Source organism: Rhizobium sp. CFBP 13726, assembly GCF_014841925.1.
GTDB lineage: Bacteria > Pseudomonadota > Alphaproteobacteria > Rhizobiales > Rhizobiaceae > Neorhizobium > Neorhizobium soli.
The window spans coordinates 716977-739000 of sequence record NZ_JACYUU010000001.1 but is presented as its reverse complement, the minus strand read 5'-3'; the positions used below and the strand labels follow the sequence as shown (position 1 = coordinate 739000).

Sequence of the window (22024 nt, the reverse complement as noted above, 5' to 3'; positions counted from 1 at the left end):
GCGTGGTGAAAACAGGCCTCACCCGCGATACCGCGATGCACTCTGTCGCAAGTCTGCGACAAAACTCCCCGTCATTGAATGCCAAATCGCTTCATCTTGCGATGCAGAGTGGAACGGCTGACGCCGAGCACCTGCGCTGCCAGCGAGACGTTGCCGTGGACACGAGACAACGCCCGAAGAAGCGCCGAGCGCTCGGCATCGCCCAGGAGTTCTCGCGCATCCCGGCTCGATTCGTGAAGCAGATCGGAGGCCGGGATCCCTTCCGCAATCCGATCGTCGTCCAGACGCAGCGCCGATCGTGCAGCCCGCGTGGCACCGATCACAAGGTCGTCGCGATCTACAGCCAGGAGCGCCATTGGAGATCCCGTCTCACTCGGCACCATCACGAAGCGGGCACCTTGAAACGCGTTTCGGAACAGGTTCAGCTCGATCCGGGATGCCGCCTCACGCACCGTCTGCGACAGGATGGCGATCGTGCCTTCGTTTGCGTCACTTCGGCACGTCGAGACATCGAGCGCGCCGGCCAGAACTCCACGGTGATCACGAATGGGCGCAGTCGTGCAGCTCAGATCGATATTGGATGCAAAGAAGTGCTGGTCGCGGATGATCGATATCGGCCGGTCGTCGGCGATTGCGGTGCCGATCCCGTTGGTGCCGATACTCTCCTCGGTCCAGACCGAGCCGGTCCAGAGGCCCAGCGCACGAAAATCCTTGTCGTCGCCCGCTGCGCCGCGACGGTCAAGCGCGATACCTTTGCTGTCGGTCATCAGGATGCAGCAGCCGGCGCGACCGACGACCATGAACAGCCGGTCGAGCTCGTCCCTCGCTTGCCCGATAAGACGCTCCGACTGTTTTCGGGCGACGTCCAGTTCCTGCTCTGTCACCCGCTCCGGCATCCGCCGGTCCTCTGGCGCCAAGTGATGCATGGTCATGCAGCGGCGCCATGACGCGACTACAGCCGAACTCGCGACAGGGGAATTGGCCGACGCGTAGACTTGGTCGGCGTGGGAAACAGGGTCATGCATCGGGCTCCTCCCACCAAATGCGTCACGGCTCGATTGTCGCTAAAAAAACGGGATGTGGCAACAGCGATATAGGGAGCTTCAGTCATTCGGCAGGCCGGTCAGCCTGCCGGCCCCCGGACTTGACAGTCACAGTCCCCACGGGCTTCAGTCCGCGCAATGGAGATGTTTTGATGACACCAGAATCGACTGCGGACGGCGGACGACTATCCTTGCTGGATGTCTATCTTTGCAACCATCGGCCGTTCGGAGAGATCCACGGTATCACGCGTTTCGTCATCGAGTTTCTATACTTCGGCATCAAAGAAGCGCGGGCCTGCCTGTTCGCCGGCCTGTTTTTTGTGTCGATCTTCATCGTTCCGCGAACGGGCGTGTTCGGCATCCCGCGCTACGACGTTCTGCTAATCATCGCGCTGGCAATCCAGTCCCTGATGATCTGGAGCAAGCTAGAAACCTGGGATGAGGCAAAAGCGATCGGCCTTTTCCACGTGGTTGGCTTTGCGCTCGAAGTGTTCAAGACCTCCGGCAGCATCCAGTCATGGTCATACCCTGACTTCGCCTATACGAAAGTGCTGGGCGTGCCGCTGTTTTCCGGCTTCATGTATGCCGCCGTGGGGAGCTACATCATCCAGGCCTGGCGGCTTTTCGATCTGCGGATCCACCACCACCCCAGCTACTGGATGGCTGGCCTGGTCGCAATCGCGATCTACGCGAACTTCTTCACCCACCATTTCATCGGCGATTACCGCTGGTATATCGCCGCATGCGCGCTCGGCCTTTACGCCCGCACGACCGTCACCTACCGACCCTATGATCGTGACAGACGGATGCCGCTTCTGGTCGCCTTCGTGCTGATCGGCTTCTTCATCTGGCTGGCGGAGAACATCTCGACCTTTTTCGGGATCTGGCAATATCCGAACCAGATCGGGGCGTGGTCGGTCGTGCATCTTGGCAAATGGAGTTCGTGGTCTCTGCTGGTGGTGATGACATTCACGATCGTCGCCAACCTCAAGCATATCAAACAGAAGATCTACGTCCCCGTTTGAGGCCCCACGCCTCGACAAATGCGGCAGTCCCGATACCGAAAGCGTAAGCTGCGATATTCCACAGGGAAAACACCCGTCCGAGCAACAGTTTGCCGGCCGTCGTCAGTCGAAACGCATCCAACTCGGGCGGGTGATAGAGCCTTGAGAATTCGACGATAAGGGCGATGAGGAATGCCGCAAAGGCGAGCCTGCCGATGTTCACCGATGCGGTCAGCGTGGCCAACGCAAGAAACACCATCGCACCCCAGAGAACTGACCCACCGTATTTCACGACAAAGAAGGAAAGACCGAGATCGTAACCGAAGCGGCGCAGCAGAAGCCCCGCGGAGATCACAAGCAGCGTGGCGAGGCATCGCTGAACGCGTATGGATCGTGGTGCAGTCATGCTCGAGCCCGCCCCCCTCATTTCCCAAAAGAAAAAGGCCGGGCGTTTCCACCCGGCCTTTTCGAAAAGTGCGATCCTCGGATCGAATTATGCGGCTTCGGCAGTTTCTGCTTCAGCAGCAACGCGAGCCTTGTCGGCTGCGCCCTTGGCATCGACGTCGCGTTCGACGAATTCGATGACCGCCATCGGAGCGTTGTCGCCCTGACGATAGCCGGCCTTCATGATGCGCAGGTAGCCGCCGTTGCGGGTTGCGTAACGCGAAGCGATGGCATCGAACAGCTTGCGAACAGCGTCCTGATCCTGGATCTGCGAGATCGCCTGACGACGAGCGTGCAGGTCGCCGCGCTTGCCGAGGGTGACAAGCTTTTCGACGATCGGGCGAATTTCCTTCGCCTTCGGCAGGGTTGTTACAATCTGCTCATGGGTGATGAGCGAAGCCGCCATGTTGGCAAACATGGCCTTGCGGTGGCTTGCGGTGCGGTTGAGCTTACGGCCCGAATTTCCGTGACGCATGGTGTGTCTCCTTCACTTGCAGGCATTCGCCTGCAGTCTGATCCTGTTAGTATTGGTCTTCGTAACGCTTGGCGAGATCTTCAATGTTTTCCGGCGGCCATGCAGGAACTTCCATACCAAGATGGAGGCCCATGGATGCCAGAACTTCCTTGATCTCGTTCAGCGACTTGCGACCGAAATTCGGAGTGCGGAGCATCTCGGCTTCGGTCTTCTGGATGAGGTCGCCGATATAGACGATGTTGTCGTTCTTCAGGCAGTTGGCCGAACGGACGGAAAGTTCCAGTTCGTCGACCTTCTTGAGGAGTGCCGGGTTGAACGCGAGTTCAGTGACGGCTTCCTCTTCTGCTTCCTTCTGCGGCTCGTCGAAGTTGACGAAGACCGACAGCTGGTCCTGAAGGATACGAGCGGCGAAGGCTACGGCGTCTTCACCCGAGACCGAACCATCGGTTTCGATGGTCATGGTCAGCTTGTCATAGTCGAGAACCTGGCCTTCACGGGTGTTTTCCACCTTGTAGGACACTTTCTTGACCGGGGAATACAGGCTGTCGACCGGGATGAGACCGATCGGAGCGTCTTCCGCACGGTTACGATCAGCAGGGACGTAGCCCTTGCCGTTGTTGACCGTGAATTCCATACGGATCTCAGCACCCTCGTCGAGCGTGCAGATCACGTGGTCGGGGTTGAGGATCTCGATATCGCCAACCGTCTGGATGTCACCAGCGGTAACCGAACCCGGACCCTGCTTGCGCACGACCATGCGCTTGGAATCGTCACCATCCATCTTGATGGCGATTTCCTTGATGTTCAGCACGATGTCCGTCACATCTTCCCGAACGCCGGGGATGGAGGAGAATTCGTGCAGAACGCCGTCGATCTGCACTGCGGTAACAGCAGCACCGCGCAGCGACGACAAAAGTACGCGACGAAGCGCGTTGCCGAGCGTCAGGCCGAAGCCGCGCTCGAGAGGCTCAGCAACGAGCGTTGCCTTTGTACGGCCGGAAGAGGAAAACTCCACCTTGTTCGGCTTAATCAGTTCCTGCCAGTTCTTCTGGATCATGACCTACTACCTTCCGTTCGTTACCACCATCCAATCGTGGTAACCGAGCACGAGGAACACCGGAAATACCCTTCCGGCTATACGGTGAAAGCCGCCTCGACTCTTTCAGGAGACGGAGCGGCTATTACCGGGTTCAGATGAAGATCGCTGCGAAGCGAGCTCCAAAAACGTCCATTAGACGCGGCGCTTCTTGCGCGGGCGGCAACCGTTGTGCGGGATCGGGGTCACGTCGCGGATCGAGGTGATCATGAAGCCGGCAGCCTGGAGAGCGCGCAGAGCCGATTCACGACCGGAACCCGGACCGCAAACTTCGACTTCGAGCGACTTCATGCCGTGCTCCTGGGCCTTCTTGGCGCAGTCTTCGGCAGCGATCTGAGCGGCGAACGGGGTCGACTTGCGCGAACCCTTGAAGCCCTTGGCACCAGCAGACGACCAGGCAATTGCATTGCCCTGTGCATCGGTGATGGTGATCATCGTGTTGTTGAACGTCGAGTTGACGTGGGCAACGCCCGACGTAATATTTTTGCGTTCGCGGCGGCGTACGCGTGTGGCTTCCTTGGCCATGGTATTCCTTTCGTTGATCTCTGCACCGCCGTAATGCCAGCGGCTCCACCTCAGATCGGACAGTCACGAAAAAGCGGACAGGAGCCCTGCCCGCTTTGCGACTATCGATCCAAAATTACTTCTTCTTACCAGCAATCGCCTTTGCCGGACCCTTGCGGGTGCGGGCATTGGTGTGCGTGCGCTGACCGCGGACCGGAAGGCCACGACGGTGACGCAGGCCGCGATAGCAGCCGAGGTCCATGAGGCGCTTGATGTTCATCGCGGTTTCGCGACGAAGATCACCTTCGACGCGATAATCGCGGTCGATGGTTTCGCGGATCTGAAGGACTTCCGAGTCGGTCAGCTGATGGACGCGCTTTTCAGCGGCAAGACCAACCTTCTCCATGATTTCCTGTGCGAATTTCGGGCCGATCCCGTGAATGTAGGTCAGCGCGATGACAACGCGCTTCGCAGTCGGGATGTTGACGCCAGCGATACGTGCCACGTCTATTCTCCTTGCGTTCCGGTTGCCATCCGGCAAGCGGTACTTCTTCCATGAAAGCGACCTTTGGATACGGTCGCCAGTTCAAACTTCATACGAGACAGGCAAAATGATCGCCCCGGATGTCCTTGCGGGAATCCGCGCCGATCGCTGTAAAACTGTCGCGAGTTGGCGCGGTGTGTAGCGGAATCAGTGCTTGAATGCAACTGCTCCACCCCAAGATTCTTTAACCCATCCAAGACAGTCTCAGAGACTGGCGAGGATCTTTTCGATATCGGCCGTGACAGTATCCATCTCGGCCATGCCATCGACAACCTTGAGCTTGCCTTTGGCATAGTAGTAACCAATGAGCGGCGAGGTTTCCTTGTAGTAAACCTCGAGACGCTTGGTCATGGTCTCAGCGTTGTCGTCCGGCCGACGCTTGAAGTGGGTCGAGCCACACTTGTCGCACGTGCCCTCCGACGAAGGCTTCTTATCCGAGTCGTGGTAGACCGTCCCGCACTGGGCGCAGGAATAGCGACCGGAGACGCGACGGACAAGCTCCTTATCGTCGACGCGAAGTTCAATCACGACGGAAAGATCGAGCCCCTTGGCAGACAGCATCGCCTCAGTGGCGTCCGCCTGCACGAGCGTGCGGGGAAAACCGTCAAGGATGAAACCGTTCGCGCAGTCAGGCGCGTCTATGCGCTCTGAGACGATCGCGTTGACGATCTCGTCAGAGACGAGATTGCCCGCATCCATGACTGCCTTGGCGCGCTTGCCGACTTCGGTCTCAGCTGCCACGGCTGCCCGCAGCATATCACCAGTGGAGAGCTGCGGAATGCCATGCTTCTCCACGATCCGCTGGGCTTGGGTCCCCTTGCCCGCGCCCGGCGGTCCTAAAAGAATCAGTCTCATCGTCCCCTCTTTCCACCGCGTAGTTTCGACTTCTTGATCAATCCCTCATACTGCTGCGCGATGAGGTGTCCCTGGATCTGCGCAACCGTATCAAGGGTTACACTGACCACGATCAAAAGCGAAGTACCACCAAGGGCTAACGGAACGCCCGTTCTGGCCACCAGGAATTCGGGAAGAATGCAGACCACGACGAGATAGATAGCGCCGACGACCGTGATTCGGGTCAGGACGTAATCGATATATTCCGCGGTACGCTCGCCGGGACGGATGCCGGGAATGAAGCCGCCGTGCTTCTTCAGGTTATCAGCCGTATCCTTCGGGTTGAAGACGATGGCCGTGTAGAAGAAGGCGAAGAACGCGATCAGCATGGCGTAGAACAGCATAAACAGCGGCTGGCCGTGGCCAAGAGCTGCAATGATCCCCGTCGCCCAGTCTGGCAGCTGTGAATTGCCGGCAAAGCCTGCAGCCGTTGCCGGCAGAAGCAGAAGCGAGGATGCAAAGATTGCCGGAATAACGCCCGCTGTATTGAGCTTCAGCGGAAGGTGCGAGGTATCGCCCTGGAACATGCGGTTGCCGACCTGACGCTTCGGATACTGGATCAGGAGCCGGCGCTGGGCGCGTTCAACAAACACGATCAGCGCAATGACGGCGATCGCGACGATGATAACGGTGAGAATCAGAGCCGTCGGCAGAGCGCCGGTACGACCGAGTTCCATTGTGTTGGCGAGCGCGCCAGGAAGACCTGCGGCAATACCGGCAAAGATGATCAGCGAAATACCGTTGCCGATACCGCGCGAGGTGATCTGCTCACCAAGCCACATCAGGAACATCGTGCCGCCAAGCAGCGTGACGACCGTTGAGAGCGTGAAGAACCAGCCCGGGTTGGACACGATGCCCTGACCGCTCGAAAGGCCGGCAGCGATGCCGTAGGCCTGAAGCGCGCCGAGAATCACAGTGCCGTAGCGAGTGTACTGGTTGATGATCTTGCGACCCGCCTCGCCTTCCTTCTTCAGGTTCTCGAGCGACGGGACGACCGAAGTCATCAGCTGCACGATAATCGAAGCGGAAATGTAAGGCATGATGCCGAGGGCGAAGATCGCCATGCGCTCGACAGCACCGCCGGAGAACATGTTGAAGAGGCCGAGAATGCCACCCGACTGACCGCTAAAGGCCTGCGCATAGGCTTCAGGGTTGAGGCCTGGCAGCGGAATATGCGTGCCCAAGCGATAGACAAGAAGCGCTGCCAGCGTGAACCACAGGCGTTTCTTGAGATCTTCCGCCTTGGCGAAAGTTTTGAAATTCAGATTTGAGGCCAGTTGTTCAGCTGCAGAAGCCATGCAATTCTCCGCCCGACCCATCCCCCGGCGGCATGTGCCTTCCGGAACGCAGTCTTGATTCTGTTTTCAGAAAGCTGGGGGCGCGAGATGCTGTCGCAATCGCCTGCCTCACCCATTTTTCCGTCTGATCCCGGTAGCTGACCGGCCGGACTGCCTTGGGGATCGTGAGGCTCACATATGGACATAAAATCACCCGGTGTGAAGCTCACACCGGGTGATTTTCAAACGATTTATTCAGCGGCTGTTTCAGCAACCACGAGCAGCTTGATCGAGCCGCCCGACTTTTCGATCTTTTCGACGGCAGCCTTGGAGGCACCGGCGACTTCGATCGAAACCTTGGTTGTCAGTTCGCCGCCGGACAGGACGCGAACGCCGTCCTTGAGGCGACGGATGACGCCGGCAGCCTTGAGAGCTGCTGCGTCGACAGTCGCGTTTGCGTCGAGTTTGCCAGCATCGATCGCAGTCTGGATACGGCCGAGCGATACGGTTGCGTATTCAGATGCGAAGATGTTGTTGAAGCCGCGCTTCGGAAGACGACGGTAGATTGGCATCTGACCGCCTTCGAAGCCGTTGATCGAGACGCCTGAACGGGCCTTCTGACCCTTGACGCCACGTCCACCGGTCTTGCCCTTGCCGGAACCGATACCGCGACCAACGCGGATACGGTCCTTCGAAGAGCCTTCGTTGTCCTTGATCTCATTCAGTTTCATGGTCAATTCCTCCGTCTCACTTCTCTTCGACGACGCGAACGAGATGCTGGACAGCACGGATCATGCCACGAACGGAAGGAGTATCTTCCAGAGTGCTGGTCCGATGCATCTTGTTGAGGCCAAGACCGATCAGCGTCGCGCGCTGTTCGGCCGGGCGGCGGATTGGGCTGCCGATCTGCTGAACGGTAACCGTCTTTGCTTCAGTCTTCTGCGTAGCCTTAGCCATGGTTCAGACTCCTCTTATTCTTCCGACGCATTGCCGGAAGCGGCGCGGCGCGACTGCAGGGTGGCATACTTGAGGCCACGCTGAGCTGCTACGTCCTTCGGATGCACCTGGTGCTTCAGAGCGTCGAACGTTGCGCGAACCATGTTGTATGGGTTCGACGAACCAGTCGACTTCGCAACAACGTCATGGACGCCGAGCGTTTCGAATACAGCGCGCATCGGGCCGCCGGCGATGATACCGGTACCAGCCTTGGCCGAGCGCAGCAGAACCTTGCCGGCGCCGTGACGACCATTGACGTCGTGATGCAGCGTACGGCCGTCACGCAGCGGTACGAAGATCAGATCGCGCTTTGCAGATTCGGTTGCCTTGCGGATGGCTTCCGGCACTTCGCGTGCCTTGCCATGACCGAAGCCAACGCGACCCTTCTGGTCGCCGACGACGACGAGAGCAGCAAAACCGAAACGACGGCCGCCCTTGACGACCTTGGCGACGCGGTTGATCGCGACCAGCTTGTCGACGAATTCGCTATCGCGTTCTTCGCGGTTCTGGCGATCGTTGCCCGAACCTCTTCTTTCCTGTGCCATTGTCCTTTTCCTTTTTCTTTTGCGGGTGGAACGGCAGGTTGAGATTGTCCGGCGTACCGGACGTGATGCGGTAAAACCGCAAATCGCCCGGCCTCCCCTTCTTCAGGCAGACCGGGCGAAATTTCTTAGAAGCTCAGGCCGCCTTCGCGGGCAGCTTCAGCAAGAGCCTTGATGCGGCCGTGGTAGATGAAGGCGCCGCGGTCGAACACGACTTCCGTCACGCCAGCCTTGGCAGCGCGCTCTGCAACCAACTTGCCGACGGCAGCAGCTGCTGCAACGTCCGCACCGGTCTTCAGCGACTTGCGCAGATCGACGTCGAGCGTGGAAGCGGCTGCAAGCGTGCGGCCGGCCACGTCGTCGATGACCTGAACGTAGATGTTTTTCGAGGAGCGGTGAACCGACAGACGCGGACGGCCATTTGCGACCTTCTTGATCTGACGGCGAACACGGCTCGCACGCTTTGTGAGTGCTTCTTTTCTGGTAGCCATGATCCCGCGTCCTTACTTCTTCTTGCCTTCCTTGCGGACGATCCGTTCCTCAGCGTACTTGACGCCTTTGCCCTTGTAGGGCTCTGGACCGCGGTATTCGCGGATTTCCGCTGCTACCTGACCGACCTGCTGTTTATTAATGCCGGAGACGATGATTTCCGTCGGCTTCGGCACGGCAATGGTGATGCCTTCCGGGGTCTGATAGACCACGTCGTGGCTGAAACCGAGAGCCAGCTGCAGGTTCTTGCCCTGCAGCGACGCGCGGTAACCAACGCCGTTGATTTCAAGCTTGCGCTCGAAACCGTCCTTCACACCCTTCAGGATGTTTTCGATCATCGTGCGGGACATGCCCCACTTCGAACGAGCATCCTTGGAATCGTTGACCGGAGTCACCGAAATGGCATTGTCTTTGATTTCAAGCTTGATTTCGTCGTTAGCGACGAAGAAAAGCTCGCCCTTCGGGCCCTTGGCAGTGACTTTCTGGCCATCAACCGAGGCCGTGATCCCTGCAGGAACCTGAACGGGCTTTTTACCGATACGAGACATTATTCAATCCTGTCTGTTCGCTAGGGAGATCCTTGCGCAGTCTTAGAAGACCGAGCAAAGAACCTCGCCGCCTACGTTCTGTTCGCGAGCCTGGTGATCGGCCATCACGCCCTTCGGAGTCGAAAGGATGGTGATGCCGAGGCCGTTCGCGACCTGAGGGATGGACTTGACCGAGACATAAACTCGGCGGCCCGGCTTGGACACGCGGCCGATCTCACGGATCACCGACGCGCCTTCGTAGTACTTCAGTTCGATTTCGATCTCGGCCTTGCCGTTGCCGAAATCGGTTTCAGTGTAACCGCGGATGTAGCCTTCAGCCTGCAGCACGTCGAGAACGCGAACGCGCAGCCTGGAGGCTGGCGTCGAAACGGTCGACTTGCGGCGGGAAGCGCCGTTGCGGATACGTGTGAGCATATCGCCCAAGGGATCAGTCATGGTCATCTAACGATCTCCTTACCAGCTCGACTTGACGATGCCCGGCACTTTGCCGAGGCTGCCGAGTTCGCGAAGTGCAATACGCGACATCTTAAGCTTGCGATAGAAAGCGCGTGGGCGACCGGTGACTTCGCAACGGTTGCGGATACGCGTCTTCGAGCCATCGCGCGGCAGAGAAGCGAGCTTGATAGTTGCCTTGAACCGCTCTTCGATCGGAAGTTCCTGGTTCATGATGGTCGCCTTCAATACAGCACGCTTGGCTGCATGGTCCGCGACGGTCTTGCGGCGGCGCTTGTTCTTTTCAACTGCGCTGGTTTTCGCCATATCGGAGTTCCTTTTAAACGCTCGTCGTTACGGTTACTGGCGGAACGGGAAGTTGAACTCTTTCAGGAGAGCCCGTGCTTCGTCGTCGTTGGTAGCCGTCGTGCAAACGATGATGTCCATGCCCCACATCTGATCAACCTTGTCGTAGTTGATCTCCGGGAACACAATGTGTTCCTTGATGCCCATGGCGAAGTTGCCACGGCCGTCAAAGGACTTCGGGTTCAGGCCGCGAAAGTCGCGAACGCGCGGAAGCGCGATGTTGACCAGTCGATCCATGAATTCGTACATGCGGGCGCCGCGAAGCGTAACCTTGGCACCGATCGGCATGAATTCGCGAACCTTGAAGCCCGCGATGGAATTCCGTGCCTTTGTGATGACCGGCTTCTGGCCGGCGATCGCTGCGAGGTCGGCTGCTGCAACCGTTGGCTTCTTGCTGTCGGCAGTTGCTTCGCCCACACCCATGTTGATGACGATCTTGTCCAGCTTGGGGATCATCATGTCGTTGGAGTAGGAAAACTGCTCCTTTAGCGCGGCGCGGATGCGGGAAACGTATTCCGCCTTGAGCCGCGGCTCATACTTGGACTCAGCCATCGATCACATCTCCCGTACGCTTGGCGACACGCACCTTCTTACCGTCGACGACCGAGAAACCAACGCGAGTTGGCTTACCGTCTTTCGCGGCAACCGCGATGTTCGACAGATGGATGGACGCTTCCTTGTTGATGATGCCAGCTTCCTGCGTCTGCGACTGACGCTGGTGGCGCTTCACCATGTTGATGCCGCGAACGACCGCACGGTCTTCCTTCGGCATAACCTGGATTACTTCACCGGTGCGGCCCTTGTCCTTGCCGGTCAGTACGACGACGTTGTCGCCCTTCTTGATCTTCTGCATATCTCTCGCTCCTTACAGAACTTCAGGAGCCAGCGAGATGATCTTCATATGGTTCTTAGCGCGAAGTTCGCGCGGAACCGGTCCGAAGATACGGGTGCCGATCGGCTCTTTCTTGTTGTCGATGAGGACCGCTGCGTTGTTGTCGAAGCGGATGACGCTGCCGTCGGCGCGACGGATGTCCTTGGCGGTACGCACAACCACCGCCTTCATCACGTCACCCTTCTTCACGCGGCCGCGCGGAATAGCTTCCTTGATCGAAACGACGATAACGTCGCCGATCGAAGCGTACTTGCGCTTGGAGCCGCCCAGCACCTTGATGCACATGACACGACGTGCGCCGGAATTATCCGCCACGTCGAGGTTTGTTTGCATCTGAATCATGTCAGGTCGCCTTTTTCTAATGACCAACTATCCGCGCGCATGAATACGAACGGAGCTGGCTATGAACACATTTTCAGTATGCGCGGGATCGGTCTTGCCAAGGTGGTTTCCCTAAGTGGGACCTTCCGTGCGCTGAAAGCAAAAGAACGCTCGTTTCCGAGCGTTCTACGCCAGTGGCGTGCTTCTTACAGGATTCTGTGTCCGACGCAAGGGCCTGACGCAAAATCCTGAAGTCTTTAAGCCTGGGCGTTGATAACCGTCCAGGTCTTGTCTTTGGAGATCGGGGCGCATTCCTGAATGGAAACTACGTCACCAACCTTGAACTGGTTGTTTTCGTCATGGGCCTTGTACTTCTTGGACCGGCGAACGGTCTTCTGAAGCAAAGGGTGAGCGAAGCGGCGCTCGACGCGGACAACAACGGTCTTCTCGTTCTTGTCGGAAACGACTACGCCCTGCAGAATGCGTTTCGGCATATTATTCTTCCTTTAGGCCTTGGCTTCTGCCGCCTTCTGGCGGGCAATGGTTTTCACGCGAGCGATATCCTTGCGGACCTCGGTGATGCGCGAGGATTTCTCGAGCTGGCCGGTGGCCTTCTGGAAGCGCAGGTTGAACTGCTCCTTCTTCAGGTCAGCAAGCTTGTCCTTGAGCTGGTCGGCGGTCAGGCCGCGTACGTCTTCGGCTTTCATCGTGCCTTCTCCTTAATCTGCGATGCGCTGTACGAAGCGCGTCGTGACCGAGAGCTTGGCAGACCCGAGGCGAAGTGCCTCGCGCGCGATCTCTTCCGAAACGCCGTCGATCTCGAACATGATACGACCAGGCTTGACCTTGCAAGCCCAGTATTCGACAGAACCCTTACCCTTACCCATGCGCACTTCGGTCGGCTTTGCCGTGACCGGTACGTCTGGGAATACGCGGATCCATACACGACCCGCACGCTTCATGTAACGTGTGATCGCGCGGCGAGCCGCTTCGATCTCACGTGCGTTGACGCGGTTAGGTTCCTGAGCCTTCAGACCGAATTCGCCGAATGCGAGGTCGAAGCCACCCTTGGCAACGCCCTTGATGCGGCCCTTGAACTGCTTGCGGAACTTGGTACGCTTTGGCTGCAACATTTTATTACTTCTCCGAGCTTATCTTTCGCCAGCGCTAATCAAGCGTTTTCACGTTCGCGGCGACGGTCGCCACGATCGCCACGCTCACGGCTTGCCGGACCCTGCGCATCGCCTTCCAGCGCGCGACGTTCCGACGCCATCGGATCGTGCTCAAGGATTTCACCCTTGAAGATCCAGACCTTGATGCCGCAGATACCGAATGCGGTTTCGGCTTCAGCCGTACCGTAGTCGATGTCGGCGCGCAGTGTGTGCAACGGCACGCGGCCTTCGCGGTACCATTCGGTACGAGCGATTTCCGCGCCACCGAGACGGCCGGCGCAAGTGATCTTGATGCCTTCGGCGCCAAGACGCATAGCGGACTGAACAGCACGCTTCATCGCACGGCGGAAAGCCACGCGGCGTTCGAGCTGCTGGGCGATCGACTGGGCAACGAGCGTTGCGTCGACTTCCGGCTTGCGCACTTCAACGATGTTGAGGTGCGTTTCGGAGTTGGTCATCGTGGAGATCTTCTTGCGAAGCTTCTCGATGTCCGCACCCTTCTTGCCGATGATCAGACCCGGGCGAGCCGAGTGGATCGTGACGCGGCACTTCTTGTGCGGACGCTCGATAACCACCTTGGCGATGCCGGCCTGCTTCAGCTCGGACATCAGGTATGCGCGGATCTTCAGGTCTTCATGAAGCAGCTGGCCGTATTCGGCGTTGTCGGCGAACCAACGGCTGTCCCATGTACGGTTGATGCCGAGGCGAAAACCGATAGGATTGATTTTCTGACCCATTATGCGGCCTCCCCTTTTTCCTCGACTTCGCGAACGACGATCGTCAGATGCGCGAACGGCTTTTCGATCCGCGATGCACGGCCACGGCCGCGAGCGTGGAAACGCTTCATCGTGATCGACTTGCCGACGTAGGCTTCCGCTACGATCAGCGTGTCGACGTCGAGGTCATGGTTGTTTTCGGCGTTGGCGATAGCAGACTCGAGAGTCTTCTTCACCGTGCCTGCGATGCGCTTGCGGGAGAACTCGAGTTCTGCCAGAGCGCGTTCAACCTTCTTGCCGCGGATCATGGCGGCAACGAGGTTTAGCTTCTGCGGGCTGACGCGAAGCGTACGGGCGACTGCCTGTGCTTCGTTGTCCTTCAGCCGGCGTTCGGTCTTTGCCTTCGCCATGATTACTTCCTCTTCGCCTTCTTGTCCGCGCCGTGACCGTAATAGGTCCGGGTGGGAGCGAATTCACCGAACTTGTGTCCGACCATGTCTTCGTTGACGCTGACGGGCACGTGCTTGTTGCCGTTGTAGACGCCGAACGTCAAACCGACGAACTGCGGCAAGATCGTGGACCGACGGGTCCACATCTTGATTACTTCACTGCGTCCGCCTTCGCGCACCTTCTCAGCCTTCTTGAGAAGATAGCCGTCAACAAACGGACCTTTCCAAACTGAACGAGCCATTTAACGACTTCCTCTCTTACTTCTTGACGTGGCGCGAGCGCATGATGAACTTGTCCGTGGACTTGTTCGAACGCGTGCGCTTGCCCTTGGTGGGCTTGCCCCACGGGGACACCGGATGGCGTCCACCAGAGGTACGGCCTTCACCACCGCCGTGCGGGTGGTCGACCGGGTTCATGACAACGCCGCGGTTATGCGGACGCTTGCCACGCCATACGGTACGACCGGCCTTGCCGTCGTTGATGTTGCCGTGATCGGGGTTGGAGACAGCACCGATCGACGCCAGGCAGGAGCCCGGGACGAGACGCTGTTCACCAGAGTTGAGGCGCAGGATCGCCATGCCGGCATCGCGGCCGACGAGCTGCACGTAGGTGCCGGCGGAGCGAGCAATCTGACCGCCCTTGCCTGGCTTCATTTCGACGTTGTGAACGATCGAACCAACCGGGATGAACTGCAGCGGCATGGTGTTGCCGGGCTTCACGTCGACAGCCTTCGAGGAAGCGATGACCTTGTCGCCTGCAGCAAGACGCTGCGGAGCGATGATGTAGGCCTGTTCGCCGTCCGTGTAGGTGACGAGCGCGATGAACGCGGTACGGTTAGGGTCGTATTCCAGACGCTCAACCGTGCCTTCAATGTCGAACTTGCGACGCTTGAAGTCGACCAGGCGATAGGTACGCTTGTGACCGCCGCCGATGAAGCGGGCAGTGATACGACCGTTGTTGTTGCGACCACCGCTCTTGGACAGACCTTCAGTCAGCGACTTGAGGGGCTTGCCCTTCCAGAGGCCCGAACGGTCGACGATAACCAGCTGACGCTGGCTCGGGGTCGTCGGATTATAGCTTTTCAGTGCCATTTTTCTTTACCTCAGAGACCGGTGGTGATGTCGATCGTCTGACCTTCGGCCAGGGTTACGACAGCCTTCTTGACGTCCTTCTGCTTGCCGATGAAGCCCTTGAAGCGCTTCACCTTGCCCTTGCGGACCAGCGTATTGACGGCAGTGACCTTCACACCGAAGAGAGCTTCTACGGCAGCCTTGATTTCCGGCTTCGAAGCAGTCTTGGCAACGTTGAAGACGATCTGGTTATACTCGGAAACCAGTGTCGACTTTTCGGTGATCGAAGGAGATACGATCACATCATAGTGGCGAATGTCGGTCACTTGAAACGCTCCTCGAGGGCTTCAACCGCAGCCTTGGAAAGCACGAGCTTACCGCGACGCAGGATGTCGTAAACATTGATGCCCTGGACCGGCAGAACGTCCACATTCGGGATGTTCTGGGCTGCGAGCTTGAAGTTGCTGTCGAGCTCAGCACCGCCGATGAACAGCACGTTGGTGAGGCCGAGCGATGCGAACGTACCGACGAGAGCCTTGGTCTTTGCTTCAGAAGCAACCAGGTTGTCGATGACGATCAGATCTTCAGACTTCAGCTTTGCAGACAGAGCGTGACGCAGAGCAAGAGCGCGAACCTTCTTAGGAAGATCATGCTCGTGGCTGCGAACGACCGGGCCGTGTGCACGACCACCACCACGGAACTGCGGAGCGCGAGCCGAATGGTGACGAGCGCGGCCCGTACCCTTCTGCTTGAACATCTTCGCACCGGTGCGAGCAATCTCGGAACGGCTCTTGGTCTTGTGCGTGCCCTGCTGCTTCTTAGCGAGCTGGTAACGCACCATGCGTGCGAGGATATCCTCGCGTGGGTCGAGGCCGAAAATCGCGTCCGACAGGGAAACCTGGCCGGCGTCTTTTCCCTCGAGGGTCTTGACGTTGAATTCCATAATAGCTGGCTCCCTTACTTCGCGGCCGACTTGACGGCGTCGCGAACTTCAATCCAGGCGCCCTTGGAGCCGGGAACGGCACCCTTGACGAGGATCAGTCCGCGGTCTTCATCCGTCGAGACGATTTCGAGGTTTTGCGTGGTGATACGCGTCTGGCCCATGTGACCAGCCATGCGCTTGCCCTTCCAGACCTTGCCCGGATCCTGGTTGTTACCAGTCGAACCGTGCGAACGGTGCGACACGGAAACACCGTGGGTCGCCCGCAGACCACCGAAGTTATGGCGCTTCATAGCACCGGCAAAACCCTTACCGATCGAAGTGCCGGTGACATCCACCAGCTGACCAGCAGCAAAATGACCAGCCTTCAGCTCAGTGCCGACGTCGATCAAATTTTCTTCGGAAACGCGAAACTCAACGAGCTTCGACTTCGGCTCGACATTAGCGATGGCGAAGTTGCCACGCATAGCCTTGGAGGTGTTCTTTACCTTGGCGACGCCAGCACCGAGCTGAACGGCAACATAGCCATTCTTCTCAACAGTGCGCTGTGCGACAACCTGGCAGCTCTCCAGCCGCAAAACGGTAACCGGGATGTGCTCACCAGCGTCGTTATAGACGCGGGTCATTCCCACTTTCTGTGCAATTACACCCGAACGCATCGGTTCAATCCTTCTCACTCAGCTCGAGACATAAGCCTCAGAGCTTGATCTCAACATCGACACCTGCGGCGAGGTCGAGCTTCATCAGCGCGTCCACGGTCTGTGGTGTCGGGTCTACGATATCGAGAAGGCGCTTGTGTGTGCGCATCTCGAACTGCTCGCGGCTTTTCTTGTCGATGTGGGGGGACCGGTTAACCGTAAACTTCTCGATGCGAGTCGGAAGCGGAACGGGGCCCCGGACGCTTGCGCCGGTGCGCTTCGCCGTCGACACGATCTCACGCGTCGAAGCGTCGAGAATGCGGTGATCGAACGCCTTCAGGCGAATGCGGATATTTTGGCCGTTCATTCGACGTTATCCTTGTTTCTTGTTTCCACGTGCCAACGTTACAGCACGAGTTGTTCGTTATCCTAAGGCGGGACCACCAGTGTCAAAGATCGAACGGGTGCGCCAACAGCGGCAGTCCGTTCTCGTCTCCAGGCCGAAGGCCCACCTTAATGTCTTTGGCAATTGCCTGCCTCGATAAAACGAAGCAAGGCGCAAATAGCGCTCGCGCGCCATTTGCTACATTTTCATGTCATAAGCAAGTCAGCAGGGCCAACTTGCTTAAAAAAAGTGAACCGGGCGGGCCCCGAAGAACCCGCCCTGCCCTCTGATTTGTTACTCGATGATCGAGGCAACGATGCCGGCGCCGACAGTACGACCGCCTTCGCGGATCGCGAAGCGCAGCTTTTCTTCCATCGCGATCGGAACGATCAGCTCGACTTCAACGGTGACGTTGTCGCCTGGCATAACCATTTCCGTGCCTTCTGGAAGCGAAACGATACCGGTCACGTCCGTTGTACGGAAGTAGAACTGAGGACGGTAGTTCGTGAAGAACGGCGTATGACGGCCGCCTTCTTCCTTCGTCAGGATGTAGGCTTCTGCCATGAACTTCTTGTGCGGCTTGACCGAACCCGGCTTGCACAGGATCTGGCCACGCTCGACGCCGTCACGCTGTACGCCACGGATCAGAGCGCCGATGTTGTCGCCGGCCTGGCCCTGGTCGAGCAGCTTGCGGAACATTTCGACGCCGGTAACCGTCGTCTTGGTCGTGGCGCGGATGCCGACGATTTCGACTTCTTCACCAACCTTGACGATGCCACGCTCGACGCGACCGGTCACGACCGTACCACGGCCCGAGATCGAGAAAACGTCTTCGATCGGCAGCAGGAACGGCTGGTCGATCGGACGCTCAGGCGTCGGGATGTAGGCGTCGACAGCTGCCATCAGTTCGCGAACGGCGTCTTCGCCGATCTTCTTGTTCGAATCTTCGAGAGCGGCCAGAGCCGAACCCTTGACGATCGGAATGTCGTCGCCCGGGAAGTCGTAGGACGACAGAAGTTCGCGGACTTCCAGTTCGACGAGCTCGAGGAGCTCTTCGTCGTCGACCTGGTCAACCTTGTTGAGGAACACGACGATCGCGGGAACGCCAACCTGACGAGCAAGCAGGATGTGCTCGCGGGTCTGTGGCATCGGGCCGTCGGCAGCCGAGCAAACCAGGATCGCGCCGTCCATCTGCGCTGCACCGGTGATCATGTTCTTAACGTAGTCGGCGTGGCCGGGGCAGTCGACGTGTGCGTAGTGGCGGTTTGGCGTTTCGTATTCGACGTGTGCCGTCGAAATGGTGATGCCGCGGGCCTTCTCTTCAGGAGCAGCGTCGATCTGGTCGTAGGCCTTGAATTCGCCGAAGTACTTCGTGATCGCCGCAGTCAGCGACGTCTTGCCGTGGTCGACGTGACCGATCGTGCCAATGTTGACGTGAGGCTTATTGCGCTCAAACTTGCTCTTTGCCATTGAATGCTTCCTGTGAACATATGAGGTTGACCCGGCGACCGGGTTTGGTGTCGCCGTTTAAGGCTTTCCCAAGGATTGCGCAAGACATAATTACGCCGCCGCCCCGTACAAGGGGCAGGCCGAAAGATGGCGCTCTATCTGCCTGTATTTCAAGGCCTCGGCGTGTCGCCCTCCCCGTCTGCCGGAAGTATGGTCGCCGCAGAGATGGTGATGGCCTGATACGTAATCCTGACGTCCGATCCGGTTTTTGCGCGTGCCGCACGTGATCGACAAGAGCACAAATCGACGCGATGTTTGAATGGATCAAACCGGTCGAAAATAGAAATCATTTGTCCGGGATATTGGAGCGGGTAGCGGGAATCGAACCCGCGTATTCAGCTTGGAAGGCTGCTGCTCTACCATTGAGCTATACCCGCGGGGGTGGTCCGATCTCGAAGACGAATGGTGGAGAGAGTTGGATTTGAACCAACGTAGGCGTAGCCAACGGATTTACAGTCCGTCCCCTTTAACCACTCGGGCATCTCTCCATTCGTCTGGATCGTTAGACCAAGTCTGCTGACCGTCAGGCTTGCCGCCCCTCGGTCTGCGCCGCGTATATGACGGCCTCATGTCCGTCTGTCAACACGACCTCTTTGAAAAAAGGAGGAAAAAATTGGATATCGTCATGCCATCCGACGAAGGCTCGAGCGGAGGGCTTTGCCGAAACCGCGCTCCTCGATATAAGGCAGCATGAGCACAAAAGATCCTAAAGACAAAACCGCCCGCGACACCCATTACGCGACGCTTCGCCGGAATGTTCGCGATACCAAGCGCGAACGCGGCGAGATCCCGACGCCGCAGCAGGGCCGCGTCAAATCCAACAAGGGCGCCAAGGATTGGACGCCACCACAGCTGCAGCCGGAACAGGTGCTGCTCTATGGTCTCCATACGGTTCGGGCTGCGATCCAGAACCCGGAGCGCAAGCTGATCAAGCTTTCGGTGACACAGAACGCCTTTATGCGACTGGAGATCGGCGAATCGAGCGAGCTGTCTTTTCCTGTCGAGTTCGTCTCGCCGCAGGATATCGACAAGGTGCTGGGTCCCGAGGCGATCCACCAGGGCGTGATGCTGGAAACGCGGCCCCTGCCCGTACGCCGGCTTGAAGCCCTTAAAGAGAGCCCGCTTCTCCTGGTACTCGACCAGGTAACGGATCCCCATAACGTCGGTGCCGTCATGCGATCGGCCGTAGCGTTCGGTGCAGGCGCTCTCATCACCACCCAGAGACATAGCCCGACCGAGTCAGGCGTGCTGGCAAAATCCGCGTCCGGTGCACTGGAACTCATTCCCTATATCCAGATCACCAACCTCGCCGACGCGCTGGAATCGATCCACAAGCTTGGTTTCCAGACGATCGGGCTTGATTCGGAAGGTCCTGCCCCGCTGGAAGGCACGTTCTCCGGTGAGCGGATTGCTTTGGTCCTCGGATCCGAGGGCAAGGGCCTTCGCCAGAAGACCCGCGAAACGGTGAATGCGTTGGCCCGGCTCGACATGCCCGGCGAGATCAAGTCGCTCAACGTCTCGAATGCCGCAGCGATTGCGCTTTACGCGACAAGGCAGCATCTCCTGAAGATCTCCTGAACTCACATCAGCGGCTTGACGAAAACCGTCGGGCCGCCGCACTCCATCCTGGCGCAAGCTTTATATGAGTATTTCCTAATTATCTTAAATGGGAGAGCTTGGATGGATCGCGGGACCTGGAAGCAACCTGTCATCCTGGAAATCTTCGGCCAACCGGGGCCGATCATCGTGCAAGGCACGCTGGATGCAGCTCTTATGCTGCTCAGCGGATGGCCGGCCGCACGAACAGAAGCGCATATGGCGGCGGTGATGGCGTGCCGCGACGTGCTGACGGGCCGAAGCGTAGCGGCCCTTGCCCGCGCCGATTTCATTGAGGCCGCACTAGAGGCCGGCTTTCATGTTCAACCGCAAACCTTTCTTGCCGATATCGATGCCGAACCAATCAAAGACGTCCCGGCCTCACTTGCGACCCTGCCGATCTCGCCGGACCGCCTCGCCCCCCTCGCACCGTTCCGGCGTCGCCTCAGTAAGTCGCCCCGCTTACGCGGGCTTACCCTTGCTTATACCGAGCCCGATGCTGGCGGATCCGATTCACTCCCGTCATATCACCACCCGGTGATTAGCTGGAGCGAGCCGCATTCCGCGGCATCGGGGGCTGGGCCGGCCAGCCCACACACACCCTGCATGCGCGAATTATTGGCAGAGCTCTCGCGGACGATCGGCATGATTGCACGGCTCGGCGCCCGACGCGCCGCGGGCGTGCTGCGGCCCCAGCTTCGCCACGGAGCATCGGATCTTCCGGCCGCGGCGGATGCGCACCTTGGCAATTCCTGGGCCGTCGGTCGTCAGCAACCAATGGCATAGGCACGGTGATGTAGAGGCGAGACGAGCTTGCGCTGCTGAAGGCAAGGCAGTAGATCGTCTTCATGATGAGTATGCTTTCCATATTCGAGACGATCGCGCTCGATGCAGGCCGCACGATTCTTGAGATCCGTGGCCGTGGCGCTCATACCCACTACAAGCCGGACTACTCGCCGGTGACGGAGGCCGACGAAGCCGCGGAAGCGATCATTCTCGAAGCGCTTGCGCAGCATTGGCCGGCGATCCCCGCGGTTGCAGAAGAAGCCGTCGCCGCCGGGCAGATCCCGGATATTTCCGGTGGTCGTTTCTTCCTGATCGACCCGCTCGACGGCACACGTGAATTCATCAACGGCCGCGATGACTTCACCGTCAATATTGCGCTGATCGAAAACGCCCTTCCGACTGTCGGTATCGTGTATGCTCCGGCGCTCAACGTCGGCTATGGCGGCGCACAGAACCAAGCGTCCAAGCTTTCGATCGCCCCCGATTTCATCATCGAAAACCGTCAGGCGATCCGCGCCCGCGTCATGCCACGGCGACCCATCGCCTGTGCCAGCCGGTCCCACCGAACTGTCGAAACGGATGATTTCCTGGCGCAATACGGCGACCTCGAAACCCTTTCCGTCGGTTCATCGCTGAAATTCGGTCTGCTGGCGGAAGGTGCCGCCGACATCTATCCGCGGTTCGGCCGGACGATGGAATGGGACACGGCAGCAGGAGATGCGGTCTTGCGCGCCGCCGGTGGCAAGACCTGCGCTATCGACGGACAGCCGCTCCGGTACGGCAAGGTCGGTCGATCGGATGAGACTGATTTCGCCAATTGCGACTTCATCGCGACCGGCGCATCGGTTGAAGTCCTGTAGTTTTCCGAATTCTCTCGACCACGAAAAAAGGCGCC

34 protein-coding genes and 2 tRNA genes are annotated in these 22024 nt (G+C 58.6%); 4 read left to right on the top strand and 32 right to left on the bottom strand.

Going from position 1 to position 22024, the window contains the following annotated elements:
- Positions 1–71: 71 nt before the first annotated feature.
- A complete protein-coding gene (locus tag IFT66_RS03625; RefSeq protein WP_184655184.1) occupies positions 72–1025 on the bottom strand; it encodes a helix-turn-helix domain-containing protein in 954 nt (317 codons plus the stop codon).
- Between the two features lie 170 nt (positions 1026–1195).
- Here IFT66_RS03625 and IFT66_RS03620 point away from each other — a divergent pair, with 170 nt between their 5' ends.
- On the top strand, positions 1196–2068 hold the full coding sequence (locus IFT66_RS03620) for a DUF817 domain-containing protein (RefSeq protein ID WP_192076786.1): 873 nt from the start codon (positions 1196–1198) through the stop codon (positions 2066–2068).
- On the opposite strand, the gene IFT66_RS03615 is transcribed toward IFT66_RS03620, so the two are convergent.
- The 31 genes from IFT66_RS03615 to IFT66_RS03465 form a co-directional block, all read right to left on the bottom strand.
- Positions 2040–2453 carry a ribosomal maturation YjgA family protein gene (locus IFT66_RS03615; RefSeq protein WP_249406334.1) on the bottom strand — a complete coding sequence of 138 codons (414 nt, stop codon included), beginning with the start codon at positions 2451–2453 and terminating at the stop codon, positions 2040–2042. The genes IFT66_RS03620 and IFT66_RS03615 overlap by 29 nt on opposite strands.
- A gap of 87 nt (positions 2454–2540) precedes the next feature.
- A complete protein-coding gene (rplQ, locus tag IFT66_RS03610) occupies positions 2541–2966 on the bottom strand; it encodes a 50S ribosomal protein L17 (protein WP_062457711.1) in 426 nt (141 codons plus the stop codon).
- A gap of 46 nt (positions 2967–3012) precedes the next feature.
- Positions 3013–4023 carry a DNA-directed RNA polymerase subunit alpha gene (locus tag IFT66_RS03605; RefSeq protein WP_062457714.1) on the bottom strand — a complete coding sequence of 337 codons (1011 nt, stop codon included), beginning with the start codon at positions 4021–4023 and terminating at the stop codon, positions 3013–3015.
- Between the two features lie 174 nt (positions 4024–4197).
- Positions 4198–4587: a 30S ribosomal protein S11 gene (gene rpsK, locus IFT66_RS03600; RefSeq protein ID WP_007766864.1), complete on the bottom strand. Its 390-nt coding sequence runs from the start codon at positions 4585–4587 to the stop codon at positions 4198–4200.
- A 115-nt stretch (positions 4588–4702) separates the two neighbouring features.
- The gene (rpsM, locus tag IFT66_RS03595) at positions 4703–5071 is read right to left on the bottom strand and encodes a 30S ribosomal protein S13 (RefSeq protein WP_062457717.1); all 369 of its coding nucleotides are present in this window, start codon (positions 5069–5071) and stop codon (positions 4703–4705) included.
- A 243-nt stretch (positions 5072–5314) separates the two neighbouring features.
- Complete coding sequence (locus IFT66_RS03590) at positions 5315–5965, bottom strand: adenylate kinase (protein ID WP_062580269.1); 651 nt, start codon at positions 5963–5965, stop codon at positions 5315–5317.
- The gene (gene secY, locus IFT66_RS03585) at positions 5962–7302 is read right to left on the bottom strand and encodes a preprotein translocase subunit SecY (RefSeq protein ID WP_062457722.1); all 1341 of its coding nucleotides are present in this window, start codon (positions 7300–7302) and stop codon (positions 5962–5964) included. The genes IFT66_RS03590 and secY overlap by 4 nt, the downstream gene beginning before the upstream one ends.
- A 230-nt stretch (positions 7303–7532) precedes the next feature.
- A complete protein-coding gene (gene rplO, locus IFT66_RS03580) occupies positions 7533–8012 on the bottom strand; it encodes a 50S ribosomal protein L15 (RefSeq protein WP_062457725.1) in 480 nt (159 codons plus the stop codon).
- A gap of 16 nt (positions 8013–8028) precedes the next feature.
- On the bottom strand, positions 8029–8238 hold the full coding sequence (gene rpmD / locus IFT66_RS03575) for a 50S ribosomal protein L30 (RefSeq protein WP_062457727.1): 210 nt from the start codon (positions 8236–8238) through the stop codon (positions 8029–8031).
- A gap of 14 nt (positions 8239–8252) precedes the next feature.
- Positions 8253–8822: a 30S ribosomal protein S5 gene (gene rpsE, locus IFT66_RS03570; RefSeq protein WP_062457730.1), complete on the bottom strand. Its 570-nt coding sequence runs from the start codon at positions 8820–8822 to the stop codon at positions 8253–8255.
- 125 nt (positions 8823–8947) lie between these two features.
- Positions 8948–9310: a 50S ribosomal protein L18 gene (gene rplR / locus IFT66_RS03565; protein WP_062457734.1), complete on the bottom strand. Its 363-nt coding sequence runs from the start codon at positions 9308–9310 to the stop codon at positions 8948–8950.
- A gap of 12 nt (positions 9311–9322) precedes the next feature.
- Positions 9323–9856: a 50S ribosomal protein L6 gene (gene rplF / locus IFT66_RS03560; RefSeq protein ID WP_062457738.1), complete on the bottom strand. Its 534-nt coding sequence runs from the start codon at positions 9854–9856 to the stop codon at positions 9323–9325.
- Positions 9857–9898: 42 nt separating this feature from the next.
- The gene (rpsH, locus tag IFT66_RS03555; RefSeq protein ID WP_062457741.1) at positions 9899–10297 is read right to left on the bottom strand and encodes a 30S ribosomal protein S8; all 399 of its coding nucleotides are present in this window, start codon (positions 10295–10297) and stop codon (positions 9899–9901) included.
- A gap of 12 nt (positions 10298–10309) precedes the next feature.
- On the bottom strand, positions 10310–10615 hold the full coding sequence (gene rpsN, locus IFT66_RS03550; protein WP_062457744.1) for a 30S ribosomal protein S14: 306 nt from the start codon (positions 10613–10615) through the stop codon (positions 10310–10312).
- Positions 10616–10648: 33 nt separating this feature from the next.
- Positions 10649–11206, bottom strand: coding sequence for a 50S ribosomal protein L5 (gene rplE, locus IFT66_RS03545; protein ID WP_062457747.1), 558 nt, complete (start codon positions 11204–11206; stop codon positions 10649–10651).
- On the bottom strand, positions 11199–11507 hold the full coding sequence (rplX, locus tag IFT66_RS03540; RefSeq protein ID WP_062457750.1) for a 50S ribosomal protein L24: 309 nt from the start codon (positions 11505–11507) through the stop codon (positions 11199–11201). Before rplX ends, rplE begins: the two co-directional genes overlap by 8 nt.
- A 12-nt stretch (positions 11508–11519) precedes the next feature.
- On the bottom strand, positions 11520–11888 hold the full coding sequence (gene rplN, locus IFT66_RS03535) for a 50S ribosomal protein L14 (RefSeq protein ID WP_052638136.1): 369 nt from the start codon (positions 11886–11888) through the stop codon (positions 11520–11522).
- A gap of 236 nt (positions 11889–12124) precedes the next feature.
- Positions 12125–12361 (bottom strand): 30S ribosomal protein S17, encoded by a 237-nt coding sequence (gene rpsQ, locus IFT66_RS03530; protein WP_062457753.1) that lies wholly within the window; start codon positions 12359–12361, stop codon positions 12125–12127.
- A gap of 12 nt (positions 12362–12373) precedes the next feature.
- Entirely contained in the window at positions 12374–12574 is a 201-nt protein-coding gene (rpmC, locus tag IFT66_RS03525) for a 50S ribosomal protein L29 (protein WP_007770142.1), read from the bottom strand.
- A 12-nt stretch (positions 12575–12586) separates the two neighbouring features.
- Positions 12587–13000 (bottom strand): 50S ribosomal protein L16, encoded by a 414-nt coding sequence (rplP, locus tag IFT66_RS03520; RefSeq protein ID WP_062457756.1) that lies wholly within the window; start codon positions 12998–13000, stop codon positions 12587–12589.
- Positions 13001–13038: 38 nt separating this feature from the next.
- Positions 13039–13776: a 30S ribosomal protein S3 gene (gene rpsC / locus IFT66_RS03515; RefSeq protein ID WP_062457759.1), complete on the bottom strand. Its 738-nt coding sequence runs from the start codon at positions 13774–13776 to the stop codon at positions 13039–13041.
- Positions 13776–14165, bottom strand: a complete 390-nt coding sequence (gene rplV, locus IFT66_RS03510) for a 50S ribosomal protein L22 (protein WP_062457763.1) — start codon at positions 14163–14165, stop codon at positions 13776–13778. The genes rpsC and rplV overlap by 1 nt, the downstream gene beginning before the upstream one ends.
- Before the next feature lie 2 nt (positions 14166–14167).
- A complete protein-coding gene (gene rpsS, locus IFT66_RS03505) occupies positions 14168–14446 on the bottom strand; it encodes a 30S ribosomal protein S19 (protein ID WP_062457765.1) in 279 nt (92 codons plus the stop codon).
- A gap of 16 nt (positions 14447–14462) precedes the next feature.
- Entirely contained in the window at positions 14463–15296 is an 834-nt protein-coding gene (rplB, locus tag IFT66_RS03500) for a 50S ribosomal protein L2 (RefSeq protein ID WP_062457768.1), read from the bottom strand.
- A gap of 11 nt (positions 15297–15307) precedes the next feature.
- Positions 15308–15601, bottom strand: a complete 294-nt coding sequence (locus IFT66_RS03495) for a 50S ribosomal protein L23 (RefSeq protein WP_192076784.1) — start codon at positions 15599–15601, stop codon at positions 15308–15310.
- Positions 15598–16218 carry a 50S ribosomal protein L4 gene (gene rplD, locus IFT66_RS03490; RefSeq protein ID WP_062457774.1) on the bottom strand — a complete coding sequence of 207 codons (621 nt, stop codon included), beginning with the start codon at positions 16216–16218 and terminating at the stop codon, positions 15598–15600. Before rplD ends, IFT66_RS03495 begins: the two co-directional genes overlap by 4 nt.
- A 14-nt stretch (positions 16219–16232) precedes the next feature.
- Complete coding sequence (gene rplC / locus IFT66_RS03485) at positions 16233–16874, bottom strand: 50S ribosomal protein L3 (RefSeq protein ID WP_062457777.1); 642 nt, start codon at positions 16872–16874, stop codon at positions 16233–16235.
- A gap of 37 nt (positions 16875–16911) precedes the next feature.
- Complete coding sequence (rpsJ, locus tag IFT66_RS03480) at positions 16912–17220, bottom strand: 30S ribosomal protein S10 (RefSeq protein ID WP_003547547.1); 309 nt, start codon at positions 17218–17220, stop codon at positions 16912–16914.
- Between the two features lie 312 nt (positions 17221–17532).
- The gene (gene tuf / locus IFT66_RS03475) at positions 17533–18708 is read right to left on the bottom strand and encodes an elongation factor Tu (RefSeq protein WP_092662037.1); all 1176 of its coding nucleotides are present in this window, start codon (positions 18706–18708) and stop codon (positions 17533–17535) included.
- A 342-nt stretch (positions 18709–19050) separates the two neighbouring features.
- Positions 19051–19124, bottom strand: a tRNA-Gly gene (locus tag IFT66_RS03470).
- A gap of 26 nt (positions 19125–19150) precedes the next feature.
- Positions 19151–19235 (bottom strand) — tRNA-Tyr (locus IFT66_RS03465).
- A gap of 202 nt (positions 19236–19437) precedes the next feature.
- Between IFT66_RS03465 and IFT66_RS03460 the strand changes: the two genes are divergently transcribed.
- From IFT66_RS03460 to cysQ, 3 genes are all read left to right on the top strand, one after another.
- Positions 19438–20325 (top strand): TrmH family RNA methyltransferase, encoded by an 888-nt coding sequence (locus IFT66_RS03460; RefSeq protein ID WP_092662035.1) that lies wholly within the window; start codon positions 19438–19440, stop codon positions 20323–20325.
- 102 nt (positions 20326–20427) lie between these two features.
- Positions 20428–21129, top strand: a complete 702-nt coding sequence (locus tag IFT66_RS03455) for a DUF982 domain-containing protein (RefSeq protein WP_113167067.1) — start codon at positions 20428–20430, stop codon at positions 21127–21129.
- A gap of 62 nt (positions 21130–21191) precedes the next feature.
- Positions 21192–21989 (top strand): 3'(2'),5'-bisphosphate nucleotidase CysQ, encoded by a 798-nt coding sequence (gene cysQ, locus IFT66_RS03450; RefSeq protein ID WP_192076783.1) that lies wholly within the window; start codon positions 21192–21194, stop codon positions 21987–21989.
- The last annotated feature ends 35 nt before the right edge of the window (positions 21990–22024 follow it).

Coding starts and splice junctions, on each gene's coding strand:
- IFT66_RS03625 (WP_184655184.1), bottom strand. CDS start 1,025: ATGCATGACCCTGTTTCCCACGCCGACCAAGTCTACGCGTCGGCCAAT.
- IFT66_RS03620 (WP_192076786.1), top strand. CDS start 1,196: ATGACACCAGAATCGACTGCGGACGGCGGACGACTATCCTTGCTGGAT.
- IFT66_RS03615 (WP_249406334.1), bottom strand. CDS start 2,453: ATGACTGCACCACGATCCATACGCGTTCAGCGATGCCTCGCCACGCTG.
- rplQ (WP_062457711.1), bottom strand. CDS start 2,966: ATGCGTCACGGAAATTCGGGCCGTAAGCTCAACCGCACCGCAAGCCAC.
- IFT66_RS03605 (WP_062457714.1), bottom strand. CDS start 4,023: ATGATCCAGAAGAACTGGCAGGAACTGATTAAGCCGAACAAGGTGGAG.
- rpsK (WP_007766864.1), bottom strand. CDS start 4,587: ATGGCCAAGGAAGCCACACGCGTACGCCGCCGCGAACGCAAAAATATT.
- IFT66_RS03590 (WP_062580269.1), bottom strand. CDS start 5,965: ATGAGACTGATTCTTTTAGGACCGCCGGGCGCGGGCAAGGGGACCCAA.
- secY (WP_062457722.1), bottom strand. CDS start 7,302: ATGGCTTCTGCAGCTGAACAACTGGCCTCAAATCTGAATTTCAAAACT.
- rplO (WP_062457725.1), bottom strand. CDS start 8,012: ATGAAACTGAATGAGATCAAGGACAACGAAGGCTCTTCGAAGGACCGT.
- rpmD (WP_062457727.1), bottom strand. CDS start 8,238: ATGGCTAAGGCTACGCAGAAGACTGAAGCAAAGACGGTTACCGTTCAG.
- rpsE (WP_062457730.1), bottom strand. CDS start 8,822: ATGGCACAGGAAAGAAGAGGTTCGGGCAACGATCGCCAGAACCGCGAA.
- rplR (WP_062457734.1), bottom strand. CDS start 9,310: ATGGCTACCAGAAAAGAAGCACTCACAAAGCGTGCGAGCCGTGTTCGC.
- rplF (WP_062457738.1), bottom strand. CDS start 9,856: ATGTCTCGTATCGGTAAAAAGCCCGTTCAGGTTCCTGCAGGGATCACG.
- rpsH (WP_062457741.1), bottom strand. CDS start 10,297: ATGACCATGACTGATCCCTTGGGCGATATGCTCACACGTATCCGCAAC.
- rpsN (WP_062457744.1), bottom strand. CDS start 10,615: ATGGCGAAAACCAGCGCAGTTGAAAAGAACAAGCGCCGCCGCAAGACC.
- rplE (WP_062457747.1), bottom strand. CDS start 11,206: ATGGCTGAGTCCAAGTATGAGCCGCGGCTCAAGGCGGAATACGTTTCC.
- rplX (WP_062457750.1), bottom strand. CDS start 11,507: ATGCAGAAGATCAAGAAGGGCGACAACGTCGTCGTACTGACCGGCAAG.
- rplN (WP_052638136.1), bottom strand. CDS start 11,888: ATGATTCAGATGCAAACAAACCTCGACGTGGCGGATAATTCCGGCGCA.
- rpsQ (WP_062457753.1), bottom strand. CDS start 12,361: ATGCCGAAACGCATTCTGCAGGGCGTAGTCGTTTCCGACAAGAACGAG.
- rpmC (WP_007770142.1), bottom strand. CDS start 12,574: ATGAAAGCCGAAGACGTACGCGGCCTGACCGCCGACCAGCTCAAGGAC.
- rplP (WP_062457756.1), bottom strand. CDS start 13,000: ATGTTGCAGCCAAAGCGTACCAAGTTCCGCAAGCAGTTCAAGGGCCGC.
- rpsC (WP_062457759.1), bottom strand. CDS start 13,776: ATGGGTCAGAAAATCAATCCTATCGGTTTTCGCCTCGGCATCAACCGT.
- rplV (WP_062457763.1), bottom strand. CDS start 14,165: ATGGCGAAGGCAAAGACCGAACGCCGGCTGAAGGACAACGAAGCACAG.
- rpsS (WP_062457765.1), bottom strand. CDS start 14,446: ATGGCTCGTTCAGTTTGGAAAGGTCCGTTTGTTGACGGCTATCTTCTC.
- rplB (WP_062457768.1), bottom strand. CDS start 15,296: ATGGCACTGAAAAGCTATAATCCGACGACCCCGAGCCAGCGTCAGCTG.
- rplD (WP_062457774.1), bottom strand. CDS start 16,218: ATGGAATTCAACGTCAAGACCCTCGAGGGAAAAGACGCCGGCCAGGTT.
- rplC (WP_062457777.1), bottom strand. CDS start 16,874: ATGCGTTCGGGTGTAATTGCACAGAAAGTGGGAATGACCCGCGTCTAT.
- rpsJ (WP_003547547.1), bottom strand. CDS start 17,220: ATGAACGGCCAAAATATCCGCATTCGCCTGAAGGCGTTCGATCACCGC.
- tuf (WP_092662037.1), bottom strand. CDS start 18,708: ATGGCAAAGAGCAAGTTTGAGCGCAATAAGCCTCACGTCAACATTGGC.
- IFT66_RS03460 (WP_092662035.1), top strand. CDS start 19,438: ATGAGCACAAAAGATCCTAAAGACAAAACCGCCCGCGACACCCATTAC.
- IFT66_RS03455 (WP_113167067.1), top strand. CDS start 20,428: ATGGATCGCGGGACCTGGAAGCAACCTGTCATCCTGGAAATCTTCGGC.
- cysQ (WP_192076783.1), top strand. CDS start 21,192: ATGATGAGTATGCTTTCCATATTCGAGACGATCGCGCTCGATGCAGGC.